19 protein-coding genes are annotated in these 21,739 nt (G+C 44.2%); 2 read left to right on the top strand and 17 right to left on the bottom strand.

Annotated features, from left to right (window positions below):
• Positions 1–70: 70 nt before the first annotated feature.
• The 3 genes from ureG to ureE are packed head-to-tail and all read right to left on the bottom strand — an operon-like array spanning position 71 to position 1,823.
• Entirely contained in the window at positions 71–685 is a 615-nt protein-coding gene (ureG, locus tag SIB64_RS02275) for an urease accessory protein UreG (protein WP_413441719.1), read from the bottom strand.
• Entirely contained in the window at positions 685–1,353 is a 669-nt protein-coding gene (locus SIB64_RS02270) for an urease accessory protein UreF (protein WP_413441718.1), read from the bottom strand. The genes ureG and SIB64_RS02270 overlap by 1 nt, the downstream gene beginning before the upstream one ends.
• On the bottom strand, positions 1,350–1,823 hold the full coding sequence (gene ureE / locus SIB64_RS02265) for an urease accessory protein UreE (RefSeq protein WP_413442831.1): 474 nt from the start codon (positions 1,821–1,823) through the stop codon (positions 1,350–1,352). Before ureE ends, SIB64_RS02270 begins: the two co-directional genes overlap by 4 nt.
• 92 nt (positions 1,824–1,915) lie before the next feature.
• Between ureE and SIB64_RS02260 the strand changes: the two genes are divergently transcribed.
• On the top strand, positions 1,916–2,839 hold the full coding sequence (locus tag SIB64_RS02260) for an urease accessory protein UreD (protein WP_413442830.1): 924 nt from the start codon (positions 1,916–1,918) through the stop codon (positions 2,837–2,839).
• Positions 2,840–3,165: 326 nt separating this feature from the next.
• Here the strand turns inward: SIB64_RS02260 and SIB64_RS02255 are convergent, their stop codons facing one another.
• The 10 genes from SIB64_RS02255 to SIB64_RS02210 form a co-directional block, all read right to left on the bottom strand.
• Entirely contained in the window at positions 3,166–4,800 is a 1,635-nt protein-coding gene (locus SIB64_RS02255) for an iron uptake porin (protein WP_413441717.1), read from the bottom strand.
• A gap of 225 nt (positions 4,801–5,025) precedes the next feature.
• On the bottom strand, positions 5,026–5,841 hold the full coding sequence (locus SIB64_RS02250; protein ID WP_413441716.1) for an ABC transporter ATP-binding protein: 816 nt from the start codon (positions 5,839–5,841) through the stop codon (positions 5,026–5,028).
• 6 nt (positions 5,842–5,847) lie between these two features.
• Positions 5,848–7,251, bottom strand: coding sequence for an allophanate hydrolase (locus SIB64_RS02245; protein ID WP_413441715.1), 1,404 nt, complete (start codon positions 7,249–7,251; stop codon positions 5,848–5,850).
• 67 nt (positions 7,252–7,318) lie between these two features.
• A complete protein-coding gene (locus SIB64_RS02240; protein WP_413441714.1) occupies positions 7,319–8,347 on the bottom strand; it encodes an ABC transporter substrate-binding protein in 1,029 nt (342 codons plus the stop codon).
• A gap of 42 nt (positions 8,348–8,389) precedes the next feature.
• Positions 8,390–9,247 carry an ABC transporter permease gene (locus SIB64_RS02235; RefSeq protein WP_413441713.1) on the bottom strand — a complete coding sequence of 286 codons (858 nt, stop codon included), beginning with the start codon at positions 9,245–9,247 and terminating at the stop codon, positions 8,390–8,392.
• Positions 9,234–10,466, bottom strand: a complete 1,233-nt coding sequence (locus SIB64_RS02230; RefSeq protein ID WP_413441712.1) for a M20 family metallopeptidase — start codon at positions 10,464–10,466, stop codon at positions 9,234–9,236. The genes SIB64_RS02235 and SIB64_RS02230 overlap by 14 nt, the downstream gene beginning before the upstream one ends.
• A 479-nt stretch (positions 10,467–10,945) precedes the next feature.
• The gene (locus tag SIB64_RS02225) at positions 10,946–12,034 is read right to left on the bottom strand and encodes a P-loop NTPase (protein ID WP_413441711.1); all 1,089 of its coding nucleotides are present in this window, start codon (positions 12,032–12,034) and stop codon (positions 10,946–10,948) included.
• Complete coding sequence (locus SIB64_RS02220) at positions 11,997–12,986, bottom strand: HEAT repeat domain-containing protein (protein WP_413441710.1); 990 nt, start codon at positions 12,984–12,986, stop codon at positions 11,997–11,999. Before SIB64_RS02220 ends, SIB64_RS02225 begins: the two co-directional genes overlap by 38 nt.
• On the bottom strand, positions 12,983–13,210 hold the full coding sequence (locus tag SIB64_RS02215; RefSeq protein ID WP_413441709.1) for a ferredoxin family protein: 228 nt from the start codon (positions 13,208–13,210) through the stop codon (positions 12,983–12,985). Before SIB64_RS02215 ends, SIB64_RS02220 begins: the two co-directional genes overlap by 4 nt.
• 22 nt (positions 13,211–13,232) lie before the next feature.
• Entirely contained in the window at positions 13,233–14,939 is a 1,707-nt protein-coding gene (locus SIB64_RS02210) for a fumarate reductase/succinate dehydrogenase flavoprotein subunit (protein WP_413441708.1), read from the bottom strand.
• 272 nt (positions 14,940–15,211) lie between these two features.
• Between SIB64_RS02210 and SIB64_RS02205 the strand changes: the two genes are divergently transcribed.
• Positions 15,212–17,155, top strand: coding sequence for a LysR family transcriptional regulator (locus SIB64_RS02205; RefSeq protein WP_413441707.1), 1,944 nt, complete (start codon positions 15,212–15,214; stop codon positions 17,153–17,155).
• Here SIB64_RS02205 and SIB64_RS02200 read toward each other — a convergent pair.
• From SIB64_RS02200 to SIB64_RS02185, 4 genes are read right to left on the bottom strand one after another with little or no spacing between them, the layout of a single operon-like run.
• The gene (locus tag SIB64_RS02200; protein ID WP_413441706.1) at positions 17,148–18,206 is read right to left on the bottom strand and encodes a YeiH family protein; all 1,059 of its coding nucleotides are present in this window, start codon (positions 18,204–18,206) and stop codon (positions 17,148–17,150) included. The two genes, SIB64_RS02205 and SIB64_RS02200, sit on opposite strands and share 8 nt — an antisense overlap.
• A 7-nt stretch (positions 18,207–18,213) precedes the next feature.
• Entirely contained in the window at positions 18,214–19,002 is a 789-nt protein-coding gene (locus SIB64_RS02195; RefSeq protein ID WP_413441705.1) for an ABC transporter ATP-binding protein, read from the bottom strand.
• Positions 19,002–19,871 carry an ABC transporter permease gene (locus tag SIB64_RS02190; protein ID WP_413441704.1) on the bottom strand — a complete coding sequence of 290 codons (870 nt, stop codon included), beginning with the start codon at positions 19,869–19,871 and terminating at the stop codon, positions 19,002–19,004. Before SIB64_RS02190 ends, SIB64_RS02195 begins: the two co-directional genes overlap by 1 nt.
• A 56-nt stretch (positions 19,872–19,927) precedes the next feature.
• Positions 19,928–21,439, bottom strand: coding sequence for an ABC transporter substrate-binding protein (locus SIB64_RS02185; RefSeq protein ID WP_413441703.1), 1,512 nt, complete (start codon positions 21,437–21,439; stop codon positions 19,928–19,930).
• Between the last annotated feature and the right edge of the window lie 300 nt (positions 21,440–21,739).

Raw genomic sequence — 21,739 nt, 5'->3', positions numbered from 1 at the left:
GCGATACATCCGAACGTATGGACCGCGAATCGGCTGTTTTGTATCACTGGTAACATTCCGAGAATTGCTCTCATTTGTTGACGCAATTTGGTAACTGTTGAAACAAGAAATGAATGACTGTTTCGAGCCCTTCGCCAGTGTGAAGATTAGTAAAGCACCAGGGACGTTCACCTCGCATCGCTCGGGTGTCCCGATCCATGACCGCAAGATCTGCCCCCACCAAAGGCGCCAGATCGATCTTGTTGATCACCAGCAGATCTGAACGCGTGATACCGGGGCCACCCTTCCGAGGAATTTTGTCGCCGGCAGCCACATCAATCACATAGATGCAGAGATCGACGAGTTCCGGGCTGAAGCTGGCAGCCAAATTGTCACCGCCACTCTCCACAAGCACTAGATCCAGATCAGGAAACTGCGCCTCGAGCTCTGCCACCGCAGCCCGATTGATCGAACAATCTTCCCGGATCGCCGTATGCGGGCAGCCCCCTGTTTCCACGCCACGAATGCGCTGCGGCTCCAATGCACCGGCTCGGGTCAGGAACTGGGCATCCTCCTGGGTGTAAATGTCGTTTGTGACGACGGCCAACTCCAGCCGATGCCGGAGCTGCAAGCAGAGTGCCTGAACAAGTGCTGTTTTTCCTGAGCCCACAGGACCTGCCACTCCAAGACGCAGCTTGCTGCTCATCAGCTTCGAAACAGGCGGGAATACAACTCAGCATGGGCGAGCTGTGCCATTCCGGCTCCGATACCACCACTCCAGAGTTGCCTCGGATCAACAGTGTGCAGAACCTCAGCCTGAGCGGTAATCAACGGGAGCAAACTCTGCAATGTCACTTGCGCGCGTGAAGGACCCAGCGGCAACAGACGCACTGCAGCACTGAGCTGATTGGCAACCCAGCTGTAGAGATAGCCCTGCACCATGTCCGCCTGTGGCACCTGCAATGCCAGCGCCGACGCCGCCCAGGCTGCTGGCCAACCCAAGGGCAACTGTTCCGGCAAAGTGTGTCCCATATCAGCCAACAGGAGCAGCAATGACTGCCCCATCTGACGCTGCTGAGCTCGCAATTCGGCGGCTTCCCTCGTGGCCAGCAACCAACCATCCAGCGACAGCAAACGATTCTTGGCCGTGAGGTCCCCCTTACACCAGGCGGAAAGCTCTGCGGCCAAGGGCCGGAGGGCCGCAGCCTCGAAACGAAGACTGCCCCGCTGCAATTCAGCCTCCAACCAGGACCTGAGCGCGGACTCCTGATCAATCGTCCCCGCCTGGATCAGTACCTCCAGACCCTCTGAATAGCTGAACGCACCAACCGGCAAGGCCGGACTGACCAACTGAAGCAGCGACAGGGATGTCACGGGTGAGAATGCCTGGCATACGCACCGCCTTCAGGGGCGAATGGGCGCTGGCATCGGCTCACCTGCAGTCCCCGAGTTTCAAGCATGCCGGCGAGAACGGAATCATCGAGGAGGAAAAGCTCCTGCTCATGCAATTCCAAAGCAACATGGCGATTCCCAAGGTGATAAGCCGCCTGCAGTAACGAAAGCGTTGAAAACCCCTGCACCCGCAAAAGCGCTTCGGGTGCTGCCTCGACAACAACCAGACAAGAGCGCAATGCATCAACAAGCTGATCGCCGGGGTGCAGAACACCATGCCTAGGCAATTGCAGCAGCACATCTCGCCCACAGGAGGTGCGCCGCCGACCGCGCATGACGGTGCGTTCCTGAGCTGTAAGCGGCAGGGGCAACTGAGGTAAATCCACTCGCGCTTCGAGCCGCTCCACCACCACGATCACCCCTTGACTGACTGACTGACCCACTGCCGCCATCACCGGATTGACCGAAAGCCTGCCCAGACAGAGACACTATTTTGGTATCAAAGAATACGGAGCTGGCGGAGGTGCCAGCCGAACGTACGGTTATGCAACGCCTCGAGCCCTGGCACGGCCACTGCAAGCTGCAGTTCAGCGTCGATCGGCTGGGACGAACCCGACACCAAGGGGGAAGCAGCGCACCCTTCAAGGTGTTGCGGGCCCAATCCGGAAACGACAACCGTTGTGAGCTGCCACTACTACACACCGCCGGTGGACTGGTGGGAGGAGATCAGCTCAGCATTGATTTGAAACTGGAAAGCAACAGTCGCAGCTTGATGACAAGCGTTGCAGCACAAAAGGTTTACGGGTCCATTGGACGTAGCAGGCTTGACCCAGATGGGACCTGGGCCAGGCAGACGGTGAGGGCAAAGCTTGCTGAACACAGCGACCTGGAATGGCTACCCCAAGAACTGGTGCTTTACGCCGACGCCTTGTTCGAACAGAACCTAGACGTGCATCTCCCGAACAATGCCTCCTTTTTGGGCGTAGAAATCGTGCGACTCGGACGCACCGCTGCGGAAGAGACACTGAACCGAGGGCAGTGGAGGACAAAAATGTGCATACAACGCACAGGGTCTGACCACCCGCAGTGGGAGCTGGTGGATCGGATCGAACTTGGCGGAGAAAGCCTGACGGATCATCACGGCCTGGGCCGTGCTCCAGTGTTTGGTTCGTTCGTCTGGGCCGCGCCGACACCGATCACAGCGGAGGCCTCAAAAGATCTACTGAACGAAGCAAGACGCGACCGCGCAGACCTTGAGGGATTAATGCGATGCAGCTCCTTAAACCAGGGACTTGTTGCTCGGTATGTCGGCCACTCAAGTCGCGATGCGCGCTTCTGGTTCACTCGGTTGTGGGCACGGACGAGAAGATATCGAAGCCTGAGCAAGCCAAGCATTCCAAGGGTTTGGCCCATACAGGAAGATCCACTCAAATCTAGGAACCACTCTGAAAGCGTTGACAATCAATAGAAGAGCGCCAGACAAAAAAGAATTTCAATACTGTTCAGACGAAAAACGCGGACCAGCTCAATCAGCAGCAGCCATGTTGAAGAAAAGCGACGGCGGAGTGCAAAAACAAAACAGGCTCAATAACAACTGAGCTGCACAAACAACAAAAACAAGCATTCCTCCTGCACTAAATGCGTTCAACAAGAGTAAAAAAAAGAAACGCGTGACAGCCAAACAAAAAAGAATGGCACTCAAAATAAAAGATGGCTCGAAAACGAGCCATCCAGATGCAGAGGTGTGGCGTCTTTGCGTCCTTCCAAGGAAGGGCCAAGACTGGTTTAAGTAAATCAGAACAAGAACTTGGTCTGAATGACACCACCAAAGATCCCGAGACTCTTGTCGTCAGGAGTTAATTCACCCATTGGGCGGCTGAGCCAATAAACGCCAGGTGCGATCGAAATGTTATCCGTGACCTGGAATTCATACCAGAGCTCCATCGCGTAATTGCCATCATCAGGAGTTCCTTTGTCCATCGCGGCAGCAAACATCGGCTGGCCAATGGCAAAGCCCATGTCATTACCCATCAGGAAAACATCACTCCACTGAAGGCCGACCATCCATGATGCAAATGTATCAACGGTGTTGTAATTGTAATTACCGCCAAGATATGACTGACCAACCGAAGCGCTAATGGAGGGGACAAATCCAGATTCACTCGGTCTCCAGAATGCATTAAGGGCCCAGCTGTTGCTGTCAGCATTGGAGCGTTTATCCGTCATGATCGCATTACCAGCCGCATCAAAATCGCCGGTAGCTTCGCTGTATTGACATGCCTGACTGAAGGCGTTCCTCCTTGCGAACTCAGTGCCCCTTCCATAGGAAACGTCACATTGCCCGTAGCGGTATCCAGCAGCTACACCCCATTTCTTATTGCCGTAGGCAATCTGCGTTGTGATACTGCCCTTGGCATTATCGGTCATAAAGCCACCGCTATTCGGGTCGCCATTGTTAGCAGAAGCAGCAACATAGTTGGCAGCTACAGTCAAATAGGGGTCGCCTTTATCGGATGTCGATTTATAAGTAACACCAAAACCACCGCCGGTGGCTTTGTTCCACACCATTGGAACACCAAGACGTCCCGAAAAGAGGTCAAGTTGGGGATGACCACCGGCCGTATATGCAGACGGCTTGTAGCCAAGATTCTCGGTGTTTCTCATCCGCGGACCTGCAACAACCGTGAAATTGGAGCCAACAGGGAAGCGGTAATACAGTCGACCGAGTCGGACTTCAGTAGCTGTATTGGTTGGATAATCGAGACTGGTGATGGGAAAACCAGCCCCACCAAATGCGTTGGCAGAGTTACCAGAACGCAAGCGAGTGAACAGTAAATCTTTGCCGGTAAAGGATGTCTTCAGGGCAAGAGCAAGGTCATAACTGAAAACCGTTGCACCGTAATCAGCATTATATTCCTTACGTAGTTTGCCTGCATCACCCTTGGCCCTTACAGCACCAAGGAACCATGATGTACGCCCCTTTAATTTGGTCGTAGTGGAGAACTGAGACGATTCCAGTTCGCCGACGCGGGCTTCCAGACCGTCAACGCGGCCGCGGATGATCGACAGCTCACGCTCGAATTCCTTGATCAGACGAGCAAGATCGTCAGTTAATTCAGTGACGCTGTCGAGGCAGGAGTTCAGCAGAGCGGCAGCCTCGTAACGGGTCATCGCCCGGTTGCCGCTGAAGCTGCCGTTGGGATAGCCGGCGACGCAGCCGTAACGCTCGATCAGGTTGGCCAGTGCCTGGTAAGCCCAGTCGGTCGGGTAGACGTCAGAAAACTGGGTGATGCTGGTGACCTGCTCAATGTCTTCGTCGGACGCGTAGTCCGACACGCCGTTGATGTTCAGGTCAGCGGCGTTGGCCGCCACAGGAGCCAGAAGGCCGAGAGCGGCAGGCGCCACCAGCAGCTGCTGGAAGAGTTTCATGAGGTTCCTCACACAGGAAATGGGCATGGCCCGTGTAAAATATGACACAAAAAAGAACCAAGTAAAGGTAGCGGTTGATTCATTATCCAATTATTAGGTAGCATCCGATACAAAAATAAATTGATAAATTCAATCGAACAGCCAAGTATTGAAATAACTAATCATCAAAACAGAAAGACTAAGAAAACATTAAACAAGGGGGCGAATATCAAAGTGCCTCGTCAATCAGTTGTGTTCATGAAAAGCCTTTAATGACTCAAGTCTTATCAAGTCCAAACACGTCTTTCTCAACTCGACAAACTCACGACTCACCGTCGTATCGGTATCACGTGGACGAGACAAATTGACTGGTAGATCTCGAACAATCCTACCTGGATTGGATCCCATTACAAGAACACGATCTGATAAAAATACTGCCTCATCGACGTCATGAGTAACAAACAAGACAGTGATCGACAAGTCCCTCCATAACCTCAATAGATTCTCTTGCATCATCAAACGTGTTTGCGAATCTAAAGCTCCAAAGGGTTCATCCATCAACAGAAGTTTGGGATAATTAGCGAGAGCACGTGCAATACCAACCCTTTGTTGCATTCCACCCGATAACTCATGGGGATAATACTCTGCGTACTTACTGAGACCAACCATTTTCAAAAAGGTCTGAGCGGTACTCTTAGGAGAGCCTTTGCCTCGACCAGTAACCTCGGGCCCAAATGCAATATTTTGAAGAACGGTTTTCCAGGGATAAAGCGAATGCTGCTGAAAAACCATTCCACGATCAGGGCCGGGGCCTGTAATGGCTTCATCGTCAACTGAAATTGATCCCAAAGTCGGCTTAACAAATCCCGCCACACAATTGAGTAATGTCGATTTACCACACCCAGAAGGACCTAGCAAACAAACAAATTCGCCAGGGCAGATAGATATATTGACGTCCTGTATAGCAAGAATATCTTGACCACGACTACTAAAAGAAACGGATAAATTATCGATTGAGACCCGTCCTTGTGTGACTAAGGGCTGTGGCGCGGATGCGGACATGATCAATCAAGAGAGTGAGAAACGTGATTTTCCAAATACTGAATTCAAAGAATCAGTAAATGCCTTCGCGAAATATGCGACAACACCATCATTAAAAGCTGGTGCCATCACTGTTAGGCCGAATGGCATACCATTCGGGTAAAACGCGAATGGAAATGAGAAAGCGCAAAGATCAAGTACATTGGCAAAGTACGAGTAATAACCAAACTGGTTGTTAAGCTCTACTGGATTAGCCTGAATTTGACTAACAGTACACAGAGGCGCGACTGTTGGGAACAAAAACAATTGACCTTCTTTAGCAAGCAATCGGATCTTGGCCTTGATCTGCTGGACACGTTCCTGAGCCTTAAACACCTGCTCTCCTGTCACCAGTGAACCCTTTTGGACAATGCCATAGGTTGTATCAAGAACATCAAGAGGATGATCCTCAAGGAAGGCTCCAATAGACGCGTAACGATCGGCAAGCCATGGACCATCGAACAAGAAATTTCCAGCTTCGACAAACGGAGCGAAATCGAAAAACTCAACCTTAAAACCGAGGTCTCGAACATAATCGACTGCTCTGATATAAAGGTTGTGGCCGTCAGCGTTATCAAAGAACTCAAGTTGTTCGGGCTGTGGAACAAGAACACAAAGATCAGACGATAAGGATGGCAGACTAAAAAGTGGGGCTTCGGCAGATAGCCTCAATGTAGGATCGGAAGGATCAGATGCATACATAGTTTGAGCCACTTCAAGTGCATCATCAACTGACAAAGAAAAAACAGATGGACAATCAAGACTCGGACAACAGGGAACCAGACCGTGAGAGCTTAGTGATCCAACCGTAGGCTTCAAGCCAAAAATATTATTGAGACTCGCAGGAATTCGTCCGGAGCCGCCAGTATCTGTACCAATGGAAAAACTTACTTGATGCAAAGCTACAGACACTGCAGATCCTGAACTAGAGCCGCCAGACGCATAATCAAGATTAAATGCTGAACGACAAGGGCCATAGGGTGAGCGAGTGCCGTTTAAGCCAGTAGCAAATTGATCTAAATTGGTTTTACCAATGCAAATAGCACCAGCGTGTTCTAGACGCCTCACCACATTCGCAGAAACAGACGGTCGATAAGAAAATGTTGGACATGCAGCAGTTGTATGTAATCCATCAACATCAATATTGTCTTTCACTGAAAATGGCACGCCAAACAAAGAGAAATTATCTCTTGGCTTTCCCATTAGATGCTCTGCAATCTGGAGAGAATCCTCTAGAGGACGGAGGTTAATCCAAACGTCGTCCCTGCCATCCAGTTGAATACGCTTGTAAACTTGGTTTATAACATCAACTGGAGAGGATCCAACAGAGCAATAATATTCCCGTAGAGAAGTAATCGATAGAGAAAAATTGTTACAGAGAAGGATGGACATAGGTAGAAAAAGTGAGGCAACTCAACAAATGTGATTGCCTCAGCCAGAAATAAGATTTAAATAAGAATCACTTGACAGCTTTTTCAAGCCAAACAGGATTGATAAAGGCTTCGTAGTTCTTACGCGTCAACTGCTTGGGAAGACGTTTCTGTGATACAAGAAACTTAGATGTTTCAACAAGAGTATCAGCGAATCCGCCAATACGACCAGACTTACCAATGTATCGAGAGGTCAGCTGAGTTTTGCAGGGAACCATTTCGGTACCTTTCATCATACGGGTCGCATCAGGTAATGACAAGGACAGCTCTTTTGCAATAATCTTAGCAGTCTTAATAGGATTGTTAATCCAATAATCAATGCCTTCACATTCAGCCTTAACAAACCTGACAACATAGTCAGGATATTTTTTAGCAAAAGAATTCATAACAACACCAACGTCCCAGGTTGGGTACCCTTTCTTCTCCATATCGCCAGATGTGATAAAGATTTCACCACCATCCTTCACTGCCTTATCAAGATTGGGCTCCCAATACCACGCGGCATCAATATCACCACGGGCCCATGCAGCTGCGATGTCGGCAGGACGTAAATCAAGAATCTTCATTGATGAAGGCTTAATTCCTGCGTCCGACAGTGCTTTCAACAGTAAATAATGCGTTGTGGAACCGAATGGGGCGGCAATCGTTTTCCCTTTTAGGTCATTCCAAGTTTTAATATTTGCACTTTTACGCACGACCATAGCCTCAACAGCACCGAGCATATTTAGCACCATAGTTCCCTGAATTGGAAGACCCTTAGTAACACCAATAGCCGTAGGTGGATTGCCTAAGCCACCAAAATCAACTTGTTTTGCAGCAATAGCTCTCAACATATCACCTCCACCGCCAACCTTAATATATTTAATTTTAACACCTGGCATATATTTTTGGATGAGACCAAGATTCTTAGTGACCAGTTGGGCATTAACTAAGTTGAGATAACCAACAGTAATGTTTTTAGGTTTCGGGGCAGCTGAAACAGACGAAGCGAGGCCACCAAAAGCCAAAGCAAAGCCTGTAGATAACGCAAAGAATTTTTTGAAAGAAAACAAAAACATGATTGGTGAATAGATGTGTAGTTAGAAATGAAACAACCTAATTTAAGATGTTCCAAATCTAGATTTTCGAGTCCATGGCATTAATAATTTTCCCAACATACGCATGAATAAATCAAGGGCTATACCTGTCAGCCCCAATACGATTAACCCCATAATCACGACGTCGGACAAAAGGAATTTTGAGGCATCCCAAATCATCCAACCAATACCAGCGGTAGCTGCGACAATCTCCGCTGCAACCAGAACAGTGTAAACAAAACCGAGGGAAATCCTCATACCAGCAAGAATTGTCGGACCAGCAGCAGGCAAATAAACGTTGAGAAGGATCGTTCTTTTGGAAGCACCTAAACCACGTGCAACTCGTAGATAGGATTCATCAATATCTTGCACAGCCTGAATAGTGGCAATAATCACACCTGGCAAACCTGCCAAAAAGAGCAAAGAGAGTTTGGATTCCTCACCAATTCCGAGCCACATGACCAATAAGGTATAAAGGCCAAGAGGTGGTAAAGGGCGGTAGAATTCAATGAGAGGATTTAGAAGTGCACGCGCAAACTTCGACGCTCCCATCAATATTCCTAAGGGGATACCTACAATGCACGCAAGCATGAATGAAATTAGTATCCTCAGCAAACTTGTATACACATGCACAACCAAGGTGCTACCTTGATAACCTTCAGTAAGAACTGATAGAAAGGATTCCCATACCTTGACAGGACCAGGCAAGAACAACTCGTCAGCAATCCCTGTCGAAGTTAAAAATATCCAAAGTAAAAATAGAACAAGAACTGTAGAAATAGAGGCATAGAAATATCTATCGAAAGAGAACGTCCTGAACAATCGCAGTGGTTTTCGAAACAGCCTGAATGAATGAGAAATTTTTAAATCACTCAACATCATTGTCAACCTCCAGAATATCCATAATTGTTAATGCATACATTCGTGCTGCCATAACTGCCTTTGTAATAGAAATACTTTCATTGTCAGGGGCCCAACCATCTTCACCAGGACCAAAAGTCACTGCATTAATCCCGGCCTGGCGGAAGCGAATCGTATCGTTAAAAGCATTTTTTCGATTTGGTATTGGTTGAGCTCCATCCATCAACGTGGCATAGGCTTTACATATAGATCGACACGGTTCTTCGTCCATCGGTACAGGCTCCGTCGCCTCTACAAACAACGAATCTGGTACTTGTTTAACGCTGTAGGTGATATCCTCTCTGCCGTCAAACATCTTTGAAGTCACAGACTCAAGATCAGAAATAATAGATTGCATCGTCATACCTGGAACAATGCCTACGACAGCAAGAGTGATCTTGCATTCATCAGGAGAAAATTGCATTTCTCCAGGCAACCCACCCCTGATACGCACAATTGTTGTACATGGTGGGGTATGACCCATAAAATTTGTCGGTGTATGGGTAAAAGACATTGCTTCAAGCAATGGGACAAGTTTGGATGCCTCAACAATCGCGTTATTACTTGTATCTGGTCGCCAAATATGTGCCTTTTGGCCAACAATTGTAATTTCAACCAAACAATGACCTCCATTAGCCACTGAGAGATTCATACCCCATTCGCCTGACTGTGAGTTTTCCCATGCAGTTGGCTCAGCAGTAATAGAGTAGTCAGCTTTGATACCAATTGTCTCAGTTAAGTAAATAGAACCATGAGTTCCATCACGCTCCTCATCAACACATAAGCAATACATCAGATCACCCTTCAGCTTCACACCTTCCTCAACTAATGCTTGGGCAGCGATCAATGCTGAAGCCATGTTTCCACGCGTATCCGAAGAACCTCTCGCGTACAACAAATCACCATGACGGGTTGCTTTGAAGGGATCAAAGTTCGTTTTATCCCATTTGTGAGGTTCAACTACGGGGTAGGTATCCATATGATCATTCATCATCAGTACTGGACCATCGCCGCTCCCCTTTAAAACACCGACGACATTGGGCCTGTGTGGCATGCTTTCATAGGTCTGAACAGACATGCCCATTGCCTCCAATTTTCCAGCTACGAGCATTGCAATAGCTTCTTCTTCCCCAGGCGGCAAATCCGGGTCAAGCGGGTCACACGACCGCGGTTGACCAGTTTTAATCAGTTGGGTCGCCAAGGTAATCCATCTATCTTCAGATATCCTGTTAAGAACATTTGTACGAATTTCAGGCGACGCTGTCAACATCCAAAATATGTTCAACAGTCAAAAGCTACAAACGAAGCTCGATCTTTTTCGTATCAAACACAACGGTCACGCAATCAGACGGTATGAACCAATACCGATCGCCATTTAGCAATTTAATGCTCACAGGTTTCAATTAAGATTTTCAATATGCAATAACAGATAATTCATATTTAGAAGAATAACGAAACGGCAAGGGCGATTTACATAAATGCGGTTAGATCTACAAGTAAATATGGACAACAAGGACAAGTAATTTTTCCAGCCGCAGTGAGGTACTACAAATCAATCGCAATCAAATTTCGAATCCATCGTACGTGCAATATGTATTTTAGCTAAGAAGAATCAACAGTCGTGAATAAAGAAGATTGGCCATCAGCAAAGCACAAATAATCCGTTGTTATATCATCTAACTACAATAAAGAAGAAACGTTATCAGCCAACTGCTGAAAAGCAGATGGATGGATCGACTCAAGGCTGGTAATAATTGAGTCGTCACGATTGGTCAACAAATCGGGTGTTACGGGAAGTTGGGTCAATAAATTAATTTCATAATTCAAAGATTTTTGGCCATACATATCACACTGGTCCAAGAGAAATGAAAACGAAGTGCCACATTTTGGACAAGTAACAGAAGAAAAGTTTTCAACATAACCCATAATTGGCAGACCAAATTGACGGTACATTGCAATTGTTCTTGTTAAATCAGAGTAAGAAGATGCACCAGGGATACCAACCAGAAGAACCGACACAACGGGACTTTCCTGAAGCACAGTGATCTGAGGGTCGCCTGTGCCAGGAGGCAAGTCGATCAAAAGGAAATCAAGGTTTTCCCAGCGGACATCGTACATAAATTGCTTCAAAAGTCTCGTTAAGATTGGACCTCTCCAAGCCAACGACTGATCTTTAGAGGCGAGAAAACCTACAGACATAACTTGTATTTCATCAACGATTGGAGGTAAGAATTGTGAGCCCTCAGGCCCCTCAGATGTGTGAACTGTTAATTGCTCGGCACCCAACACTGTTGAAATATTTGGCCCATAAACATCAGCATCTAAAATTCCCACCGAATAACCATGATTCCGAAGCGATTTAGCAAGAGCCACAGTCACTGATGTTTTACCAACGCCACCCTTGCCACTGCCGATTGCTATGGTCCTCTTAACACCTGGTATGGATCGAGGATCAACAACAATTCGTTTAGGCCAAGACAATGAATTCAATGATTCACGAACAGAATCAATCAAGTATTGTTGATCTGATCCATGAAATAAGCGAAGGTAAATATCGTCACCAATGACTCTTATATTCCTAGCAAGACATGCCTCCAAAACATTTAAACCTCGACCCCGAAGTAAAACATTTTCAAGAGATTCACGAATTTCCTGGAGACGTGACTGCTCTTGTAATGATGGTGCATCCATAAACAATGTTAACCAAGTTTCACAGTCTTGCAGAGAAACTTTAAAGTTTTTGACGCGATAAAGACTTTTCAGACGCAATGCGCACTTCAATATCAGCATCCGACAAGGATTGTTGAAGCGCCACTTTTGCTTGCTCAGAATTTACACCGCCAAGAGCCAAAGCAGCTTCCTTACGAACATCGGAATAGTCGTCACAAAGAAGAGGGATGATTTTAGGAGCAAACTGCTCAGCAACAAGGGGATTGAGAGCCCGCAAAGAGAACTTACGAACCTGCCAATGTTGATCCGAAATGGCAGAAGATAATGCACCAGCAGATGAGGGATCAGACTTTCGCTCAAGTGCTTGGGCTGCATTTCGACGGACCTCCCATGAGGAATCCTCAAGCAAGGATTGTAGTAGTACCGCAAGTACTTCAGGCTCGTCCAAATGAGCAAATGTAAGCATTGCTTCTTTGCGAACTTCAATACTTGGATCTGATGCCAAAGCCAGGGCGGGTGGGAAATGAGTAAGTTGATTGAGATATCTCAGGGTGACAATTGATGCCAAACGAAGGTGCTCAAACTTAGATTCGAGAAAAGGAGCAATGTATGGTAGCGCTTGGATATCATGAATTTTTCTGAGAAGAACAAGGATCGAATTTTGGAGCAAATCGTCATCGATAGACAATTTATCCAGAAGAACCAAGAGATGATCTTGATTGACCAACTCCTTCAAAGCCATGAGAGCCTCAGCTCTTACTTTAGATGAGTATGAAGAACTTAAGCAAGCCATGAGCGGCTCAACGGCAAGTTGACTCGCAATTTCCCAGAGTGAAGTAACAGCCGTCAGAATAACCTTTTGAGACGTATCGCCAAGAGCGGTGATTAAAAATGGAACTGTTTGCTCATCGCAAAGGTGTTGCAGGTTGACAACACCAACCAATCTATCTTCTAAAGACTCAGAAAATAAAAGTTCTACCGGGGTAATCAACTCATCATCTAAATCATCAAATTGAGATTGTAAATCTTGAGGAATAACTGAAGACGTCATCTGAGAAGGAAGGGAATTTGAACGGTGACAGCACCTGTAGGACACTCCTTCTCACAAGGAAGGCAGAACCAACACTCATCATATTTCATGTAGGCCTTACCTGTTTCAGGATTTTTGGCCAACACATCAAGGGGACAAACCTCAATACAAGCAGTACATTTTTCAAGACATTTTGATTCATCAACAACGACCGGAACATCAACACGACTTTGGGCTAGAGACATGACGGAATGGGAAGTAAATGAATTAGGCAGTAACAGCAACGCTATATTTCTCCTCAGAAATATTGACGTCAATGATGTAAGGGTTAAGAGGTTGCTTGGCTAGAGACATTTCACCATCATTCGATTTTTCTACGATGGTATTACACAACCACTCATCATCATTACGATTGGGGTAATCAAGACGATAATGATAAAGTCCCCAACGGCTCTCTTTTCTAAACAGAGAAGCTCTCGCTGCCATTTCAGCACAATCACGAATGAAATGGATCTCCATACAACGCATTAATTCATGAGGGTCACGAGCCCCAAGTTCGGAGAGCACATCATTATATTCGACGAATTTCTTAAGTCCTATTTCCATATTTGCTGGAGATTTCGGCGGCTGCAAGTAGTCATTCACAAAGCGCCGTAATTTATATTCCATCTGAGTATGTGGGACTCCATTTGGATTCTTTAAGGGTGACAAGATGCGCTGCTTTTCAGCCTCAAGAACATCTTGGTCGGGCTCAATATAATCAAGGTCCATGATTGACTGGCTAGCATGTTCAGCAGCAACACGACCTGACACGAAAGCACCAATCATGTAATTATGTGGCACATTAGCCATATCACCAGCCGCATACAAACCTGAGATTGTCGTTTGCATATTTTCGTCAACCTGGACACCAGAAGCTGAGTGTCCACTGCACAGACCAATTTCGGAAATGCTCATCTCAACGCCATCATTGCGATAGTTTTCAGATCGGCCTGCATGAAAACGTTCGCGACTGGGTCTTTCATTGGCAAATAAAATTGACTCAATCTCAGAAATTGTAGATTCGTCTAAATGATACATTTTCAAATGGACTGGGCCAGACCCTGAATTTAACTCTTTCCACATCTCTAACATCATCTGACCACTCCAATAATCACAGCTAATAAAGCGATTACCTTCAGCATTAGCGGTATAGGCACCAAATGGACTGGCAACGTACGCACAAGCAGGTCCGTTGTAATCCTTGATCAAGGGATTAATTTGAAAACATTCAATATTCGAGAGTTTTGCTCCGGCGTGGTACGCCATTGAATAACCATCGCCGGCGTTCGTTGGATTTTCATATGTTCCATACAGGTAACCTGAAGCAGGTAAACCAAGACGCCCGCAGGCTCCTGTGCAAAGCAACACAGCCTTAGCCTGAATCACATGAAAATCACCAGAACGAACATCAAGGCCAAGTACACCGATGGCTCGTCCGTCTTTCACCAAAACCCGAGTTGCCATAACACGATTGATCACCTTGACGCGGTGCCGCTTAACCTGTCTCGACAGAATTTTTTTCAAATCTTTTCCCTCAGGCATTGGCAATACGTACTTACCAACACGATGAACCTGCTTTAAATCGTAATTGCCTAAATTATCTTTCTGGAATTTAACTCCCCACTCTTCGAGTTCTTGAATTACACTGAAACCAAGTTGTCCCGTCTTTAAAACACATTTTTGATCAAGAATCCCATCATTGGCAATTGTAATCTCTTTAACATACTGTTCTGGTGTTGAATTTCCTGGTATCACTGCAGTATTCACACCATCCATTCCCATTGCGATTGCCCCGCTACGCCTAATATTTGCTTTTTCGAGTACCAAGACGTTTGCGTTTGGATTTTTTTGTTTCGCCTTTACAGCTGCCATACAGCCTGCAGTACCACCGCCAACAACAAGAAAATCAACAGAGGTTCTGACAGTTTCCATGCGCCAAATTAAGACCCTCCAATCATATTCGATTCAATCAGATGATACCAGACGAGCAGATTGCAAACATGAATAATGCTATTGATATTTTTAATAGCATCAGACACGCCCCAACGAAGCGCCACTCTTCAGTTACATCTGCCGACCTATGAAGCACCAAAAACCAAAAGATACCCTTTTGCCATGTAAGGCAGTAGAAATTTTTGTGACCGTCACTACAGTCCGATGTCTTCGGATGTGTATTATTAAACAAGTATGAGTGATTCAATCACATGGATCTCTCTCAAATCAAGGCTTTCTTGGCAGTTGCTGAAACAGGTAGTTTTACGAAAGCAGCAAAAAGTCTTCATCTCAGTCAACCCTCGATCAGTCTGAAAGTTAAAGCACTTGAAAAGCACCTTAAAGCTGCTTTGATTGACAGACAGTCTAACAAGTTAAAACTCACTGAAGCTGGCGAGTTTACCCATTCAAAACTTTCCACCATTGTTAATGATATTGATTCACTTGAGTCGTATTTTCAAAATTTACATACTCAAGAGCTCAGCAAAATCACAATTTACCATGAGAAAAATTTATACTTTTTTTCAGTTACTCAGTTACTTGGTCAAGTAGAAGCGTTATTTAAAGGGTCCAAAACTATTGCTACAGCTCAATGCGAAAACCAGCAAGATATTGTTCAACATGTGGCAAAAAATAAATACTCCCTGGGGGTAATATCAAATTCCATCAATCAAGATGCCATCGAAAGTCATACATTAAATACGGAAGAATTTATGCTCTTAAGAAAACGTAGCCCATCAATTAATGGCGACTCTGTTGATCTTTCAAGCCTTATTAACGAAAAAATCTGGTTGCCAGAGATAAATTCAGATAGTTTTAATCTTCTACAAAAACGCATCAAACCCCTAGGATTAGAAGTCAATGATTTTAAGAATAGGTCGCATATCTCAGAGAGCATCATGCCACAAGTCGTAGAGAATTCAGGTGATATAGGTATTCGACTATGCAGCCAAACAGAGCATTTAATTTGCAATCAAACAAGAATAAATGAATTGTCAACACCTTATGGCATTTACTTGGCAATAAACAAGAATAGTGATGAAAATTTTATCGAATTGATCACCAAATTGCTCGCGCACGATACATCCGCTCAGCAAAATATTGTCGCACCTATCCTCAACAAAAATGCATGCAAGGCTTTAACTAAAGATCAAATCTATCCCTACAAATCCTCTGAAAAACTGGAAACAACAATCAACGTCGGCATCCAGATTCGAACAATACAAACGGTTGTTTCTGGTCGTGCAGTGCAAAAACTAGGGTTGTACGAATCTTTTTTGAATGATATCGATGAAGACAGCGAGAAAAACTTCTCCGTCAAATGGAACGATTACAAATCAGCAGCACCTATTTTAAGTGCCATCAAAGATGGGCAATTAGACATAGCCATCATCGGTGATTATGCAATAAGTCATATGGCAAATAATATTTTTAAGGGATCAACTCAAGACATTGTTGTTGTTAGTTTTGTAAGTATTAACCCATATGGGAGTGGCTCTAATCTGTTCGCTCGAAAAAATACAGGTTTTAAACAATTAGAGAGTTTCAAAAATCAAGCAATAGCTGTTCCCTTTCTTTCAACTGCCCACGGCAGCTTGTTATATAATCTTAATAAGCGTAAGATTCTTGATAACACCCAATTGGTCAATCTTAATCTTGAACATAAAGAGAGTGATATTAGACCTCAAGCGAAGAGAGCAGTTGGAATGGCATGTTTTACACCATTTGACCATTTTCTTGAAGAAGATAACCACTATCAAAAAATTACTGATGAAGTATCTACACCCTTCTCCTTTTATGCTGTTGTTGTTAGAAAAAGCTTTGCCACTCAGAATCCATATGCTGTCATTTGTTTTCTGAAGGCGATGTTATGTTCTAATTACTGGTTCCGCAGCACTTCCTCACCTCTCCAACACTTAAGCCGATGGACAGGGGTCAGCGAATCCTTTGTTCACAGTATTTTGGGTAAACGCAACGGTAAGGATTGTCACTATATCCCTGATATGACAATCAGAGAAGATTGGATCAAAGAATATACAAATAATATCTTTATTGATACATCAACCAAAGCAGATCAAAAACAAACATCGATCATGCCAGAAATTGAAAAAGACTTTCTAAATAAAGCAATGAGAGATTTAGGAATGCTTAGATAAGCGCTACAAGATATGCAAATATTACCAGCTGAATAGCCGAGCAAAAAGCAAATAAAATTACTTTTAAATCCTCCCTCTTAAATTCAAAATTACACAAAAACCCGATACCAAACATGGCCATTGCCAAAAAAATATTTGAAAGATTAGCAACAGATCTACGTAATAAAGCTATGTGACCTATCCAATCCTTACTCAAATTGAATGTAAATGCAATAGTATCAATCATGAAAAATGTAAATGCAAGAATCGCGAAACCCACCATAAACTTTGGAATCATCTTTCTTATTTCAAAAACATTGAGACTCTGATTAGAAGGTAAATAATCTGGACCTGATTTTTTTATAGGAGAATGGCGAAAGAAAAGGAAAAGAAAAGAAATCAGAGGTACTAGAAACAAAATTCTTATAGATTTAATCATTAACGCCAATTCTGATGAATCAGAAGAATACATTGCTGCACTCGTTACGACCTGTGCTGTGGACTGAAGAGATGCACCAACCCAAACACCAAAAGTGCTTGTATCCAAATCAAATGCTAGCCCTAAAATAGGTAACAAAAGCATAAGAATAAAACCTATTAACGTATTAATCCAAATAGCTTTAGCGATGTCATTTTTCTCACCATGGAATACCTGAGCAGCGAAGGAAATTGCTGTCGGGCCACATATACAATTTCCTGCAATAAGCCATAACATCATATGATGACGGATACCAAGAATTTTACTAACGAAACTGCTACAAATACAAGTTGCTAATATACTAACGACAAGAAATATTATTGTTTTTGGAGAAATGATTAGAAAATCTGCCACAACAAATTTGGCACCCAAAAGAATAAGGGCAAGTGACAAGAATTTTGAAGACAAATATTCAGCTTGTCGGATCCAAGAATAACGACAGCAACGAAATCTCTGGCGCAAAAATACACCGGCCAACAGCGAAAGAAATACAGGCTGTAAAAATATAGAAGTAATCAAGAAACCCTGGGGAACAATATTATTCAAAACAATTTGCAAAAGAAAATTAAGTGCAAACGCCAAAAGAAAAATCATTAATTACTCAAATTGTAAGCATTAGTTTGTCTGTTTCTTCGCGAATACTACGCAAAACTTGCATTTTTATATCTCGAAATTCGTCTAGAAATGTCGATTCGGAAGTTCGTGGCCGCCTCAAAGAAACATCAAATATCTCTTTAATATGACCAGGGTTAACACCCATCACCACAATTCTATCAGCAAGAAGAACAGCCTCGTCGATATCATGCGTTACAAAAACAACAGTAATACCAACTTTTGCCCAGATACGCAACAACATTTCTTGCAAAATAATCCTTGTTTGGGCATCAACAGCCCCAAATGGTTCATCCATGAGAAGGAGTTCTGGATTAGTAATCAATGCACGAACAATACTTCCTCTCTGTTGCATGCCACCTGAGAGTTGATGAGGATAAGAAAGACGATGACTTGATAATCCAACCAAATCAAGGAAGTGATCAACTTTTTCCCGAATTTCACTTTTTGGAAATCCCTTAATCTTCAAGCCATAACCAACATTTTGCTCCAAGGTCATCCATGGAAGCAAGGAATTCTTTTGAAAGACAAACCCTCGGTCTGGACCTGGCTTCTTAACGATCTGATCGTTAATTGTAATTCGACCGGAGTTTGGCTTCGTAAAGCCAGCAATGGTATTCAACAACGTTGACTTGCCACATCCAGATGGACCAAGAAGGCAGACAAACTCCTTAGGACTCACATCAAGATTGACATTAGATAACACACACTTTTCGCTTCCAGGTTCACCAAAGGATTTGGTAACTTGATCGATACGCAAAAAAGAAGAATTAACCATCAAAGCGAACCTTTTGAAATTTGACGCCAAGGCATCAGACGATTGGTGACTGTAAGGATTAATTGTGATGAAAGTGCACCAAGAAGACCAATTAAAAACATTCCCATGACAATAGGAGGATATTCCGATATAACATAAGACTCCCATGTTTTGTAGCCAATTCCGTATTTACCAGCAAGTATTTCAGCTGTCACCAGACAAAACCAAGCATTGCCCATACCGATAACTAAACCTGCACTAATGCCTGGCAAGGAAGATGGTATTATAATATCTCTAAATAACTGAAAATAAGAAGCCCCAAGACATTGGCCCACACGTATCATCAATAGATCAGAAAGTGAGGATTCGACAGCCTTTTGAGTGCTAACGAGAATTGGATAAAAAGCCCCAACAAATGTGATATAAAACATGCCAATTTCCGCATCTGGAAACATTAGAATTGCCATTGGAATCCAAGCAACGGCTGGAATAGGTCTCAACAGTTCCAAAGGTGTTGCAAAAAGTTCTTCAATAAGATGTGAAGAGCCGATCAGCAAGCCCCCAAGAATACCGAAAATTGAACCTGCAATAAAACCTCCTAATACTCTTGCAATACTTGATTGAAAATGAATCCAAGGAGAAGATTTTAGGAAGGTAACAAATGCAGAAAAGACCGAAGTAGGCGCAGGGATGAATTGAAAATTGATAAAGAAGTTAACTTTTAATGAGCTACAAATTTGCCAAATGATTAGGAAAAATACCAAAGAAGCGATTCGCCTAACCAATGACTGAATTTGCTTGTTCCACAATCGACGGGCCATAACCCGTCGATTGTGTCCCGAATCCCCAGCCTGATCGATCATTGTTTTGGAAGAAGGCGATGCAGCCATAAAATCAACGCACAGATAAGGTGGGAATTAGGATGTGATGTATCAATTTAGAATCATTAACCCATGGACTGCAACGATTCAAAATCAATTACTTTTCCACCACTTGTTTTTGCATATTTGTCAGCATCTGATTTCAACAAAAAAGCTGTTACCTCTCCATTAGTGTCAACAAAATAAGCGGTGTTGGCAAATAACTTCCAACCTTTGTTCATATCATGAACAAAAAGTGCACTCGGTTCTTTTCCTTCGGATTTAAATTTCTTTAATGCTTTGACCATCGTAACTGGACTCGAGTAGTTGCTGACCTTGTCTTCTCCCTCGATCCAAATCTGTCCAGCATTTTTTGGGTTAGTGATCGCACTACCATCAAGAGCATCATCTCCGGTGATTAAATATTCTTTTCCTTTCTTGATCTGATCAGGAACAGATGTATTTAAATTGGATGCGGCCTTTTCGAGATATGTAGCATCAATCCAACCTCTAACGTCAGAGGGCTTAATCTCCTTATTTTCAATTTTTCCAAGACTCATAAGGGTTGCAATGCTGTTCTCAAGAGCCTGCAGCTGTACTTCTTCAATTTCTGGAGAAAGATATTGCAAGCCGGATGGTCCTAAGAACATGTAGACAACCTCCTTGTCAATTCCAGACCATTCTTCAATTTGAGCTGAAATACCTTCAGGACTGTCAGTGAATTTCTGATTTGCCTCAAGAACTGACTGCATAAAAGCAGTTACGACTTCAGGACATGATTTTGCGAAATCTTCGCGAACAGTGATTCCATGAAGAGTTGGAACTCCAGTTTGCGCTCCATCAAAAATCTTTTTGGCAAAGCCTCGGTACGGAAAGAGTTCTCCAAAAGGAACAAAGTCTGCGTGGCCATCGATTTGATTTTTCTGAAGACTGGACCCTCCGACCTCCGGAGCCTGGCTGATCAATGTCAGATCTTTTTCAGTATCGATACCTTCGTCTTTCAAAGCTTTCAGCACCATCCCATGCGCAGCTGAACCAAATGGAACAGAAACAGTGCCACCTTTTAACTCAGAAAGATTAGTGACCTTGCTGTCGATGGGAACAACAACCGCATTTCCAGCACCGTTGGGGCTGTAGGCGAGAGTTCCTATAAACACAGTTTTGGTGTCTCCAGAGCCTTCTCGACCCTTGATGAGGTTGATCACCGCTGGAAAATCACCCATGAGTCCAATCTGGATCTGACCCGCCATCATTTTGTTGGTGATCGGTGGTCCAGATGTATAACTAGACCATTCGACTTGATAATTTAAATCTTTATATTTTCCATCTTTAGGGAGATTATCTTCAAAGATCTTTAGCTCACGAACGACAGCTCCTCCGACGGCTGTATTAATAACCTGATCCTGGGTACCAATGTGTATTTTGGAACACATTGAAGCATCTTCACTTGGTGAGCTATCAGAACTAGCTGAATCAGATTTTTTACTGCTGCCACTACATGCAATAAGCGTCGTGCCCATGAGACCGGCAGCAGCAGCAAAAGCAATTTTTCTAAAAGTATTCTTGTTGCTACTAGAAAAGAAAAAATTGGTGTTCATAGAATAAAAAACACTTCTTCACTTTTAGTTTTCAAAGATCAACTGGAGGAGTGTGATTTGCTACAAAACTATTGCCATACGATTAAGAGCATCAATGCCATTCTTGAGTATTAAAAGGATTAATACAGTGTTGATTAGCTTTAACGTCTCACCGGCAAATCATTGACGTCGACCCTAGCGTCAGCAATCTCTTGCGGTGGAGCGCTGAAACGAAGGCTTGAACAGGGTTTTCGATCAATGGGGTGTCCACAACTAAGACAAAATGGCTGACTTACCCAACACGACCCGAACCGCATTAAA

The organism is Synechococcus sp. MIT S1220 (assembly GCF_047303025.1).
Taxonomy (GTDB): Bacteria; Cyanobacteriota; Cyanobacteriia; order PCC-6307; family Cyanobiaceae; genus Parasynechococcus.
The sequence above is the reverse complement of the archived record's forward strand: the minus strand, read 5'-3'. Positions and strand labels throughout refer to the sequence as shown.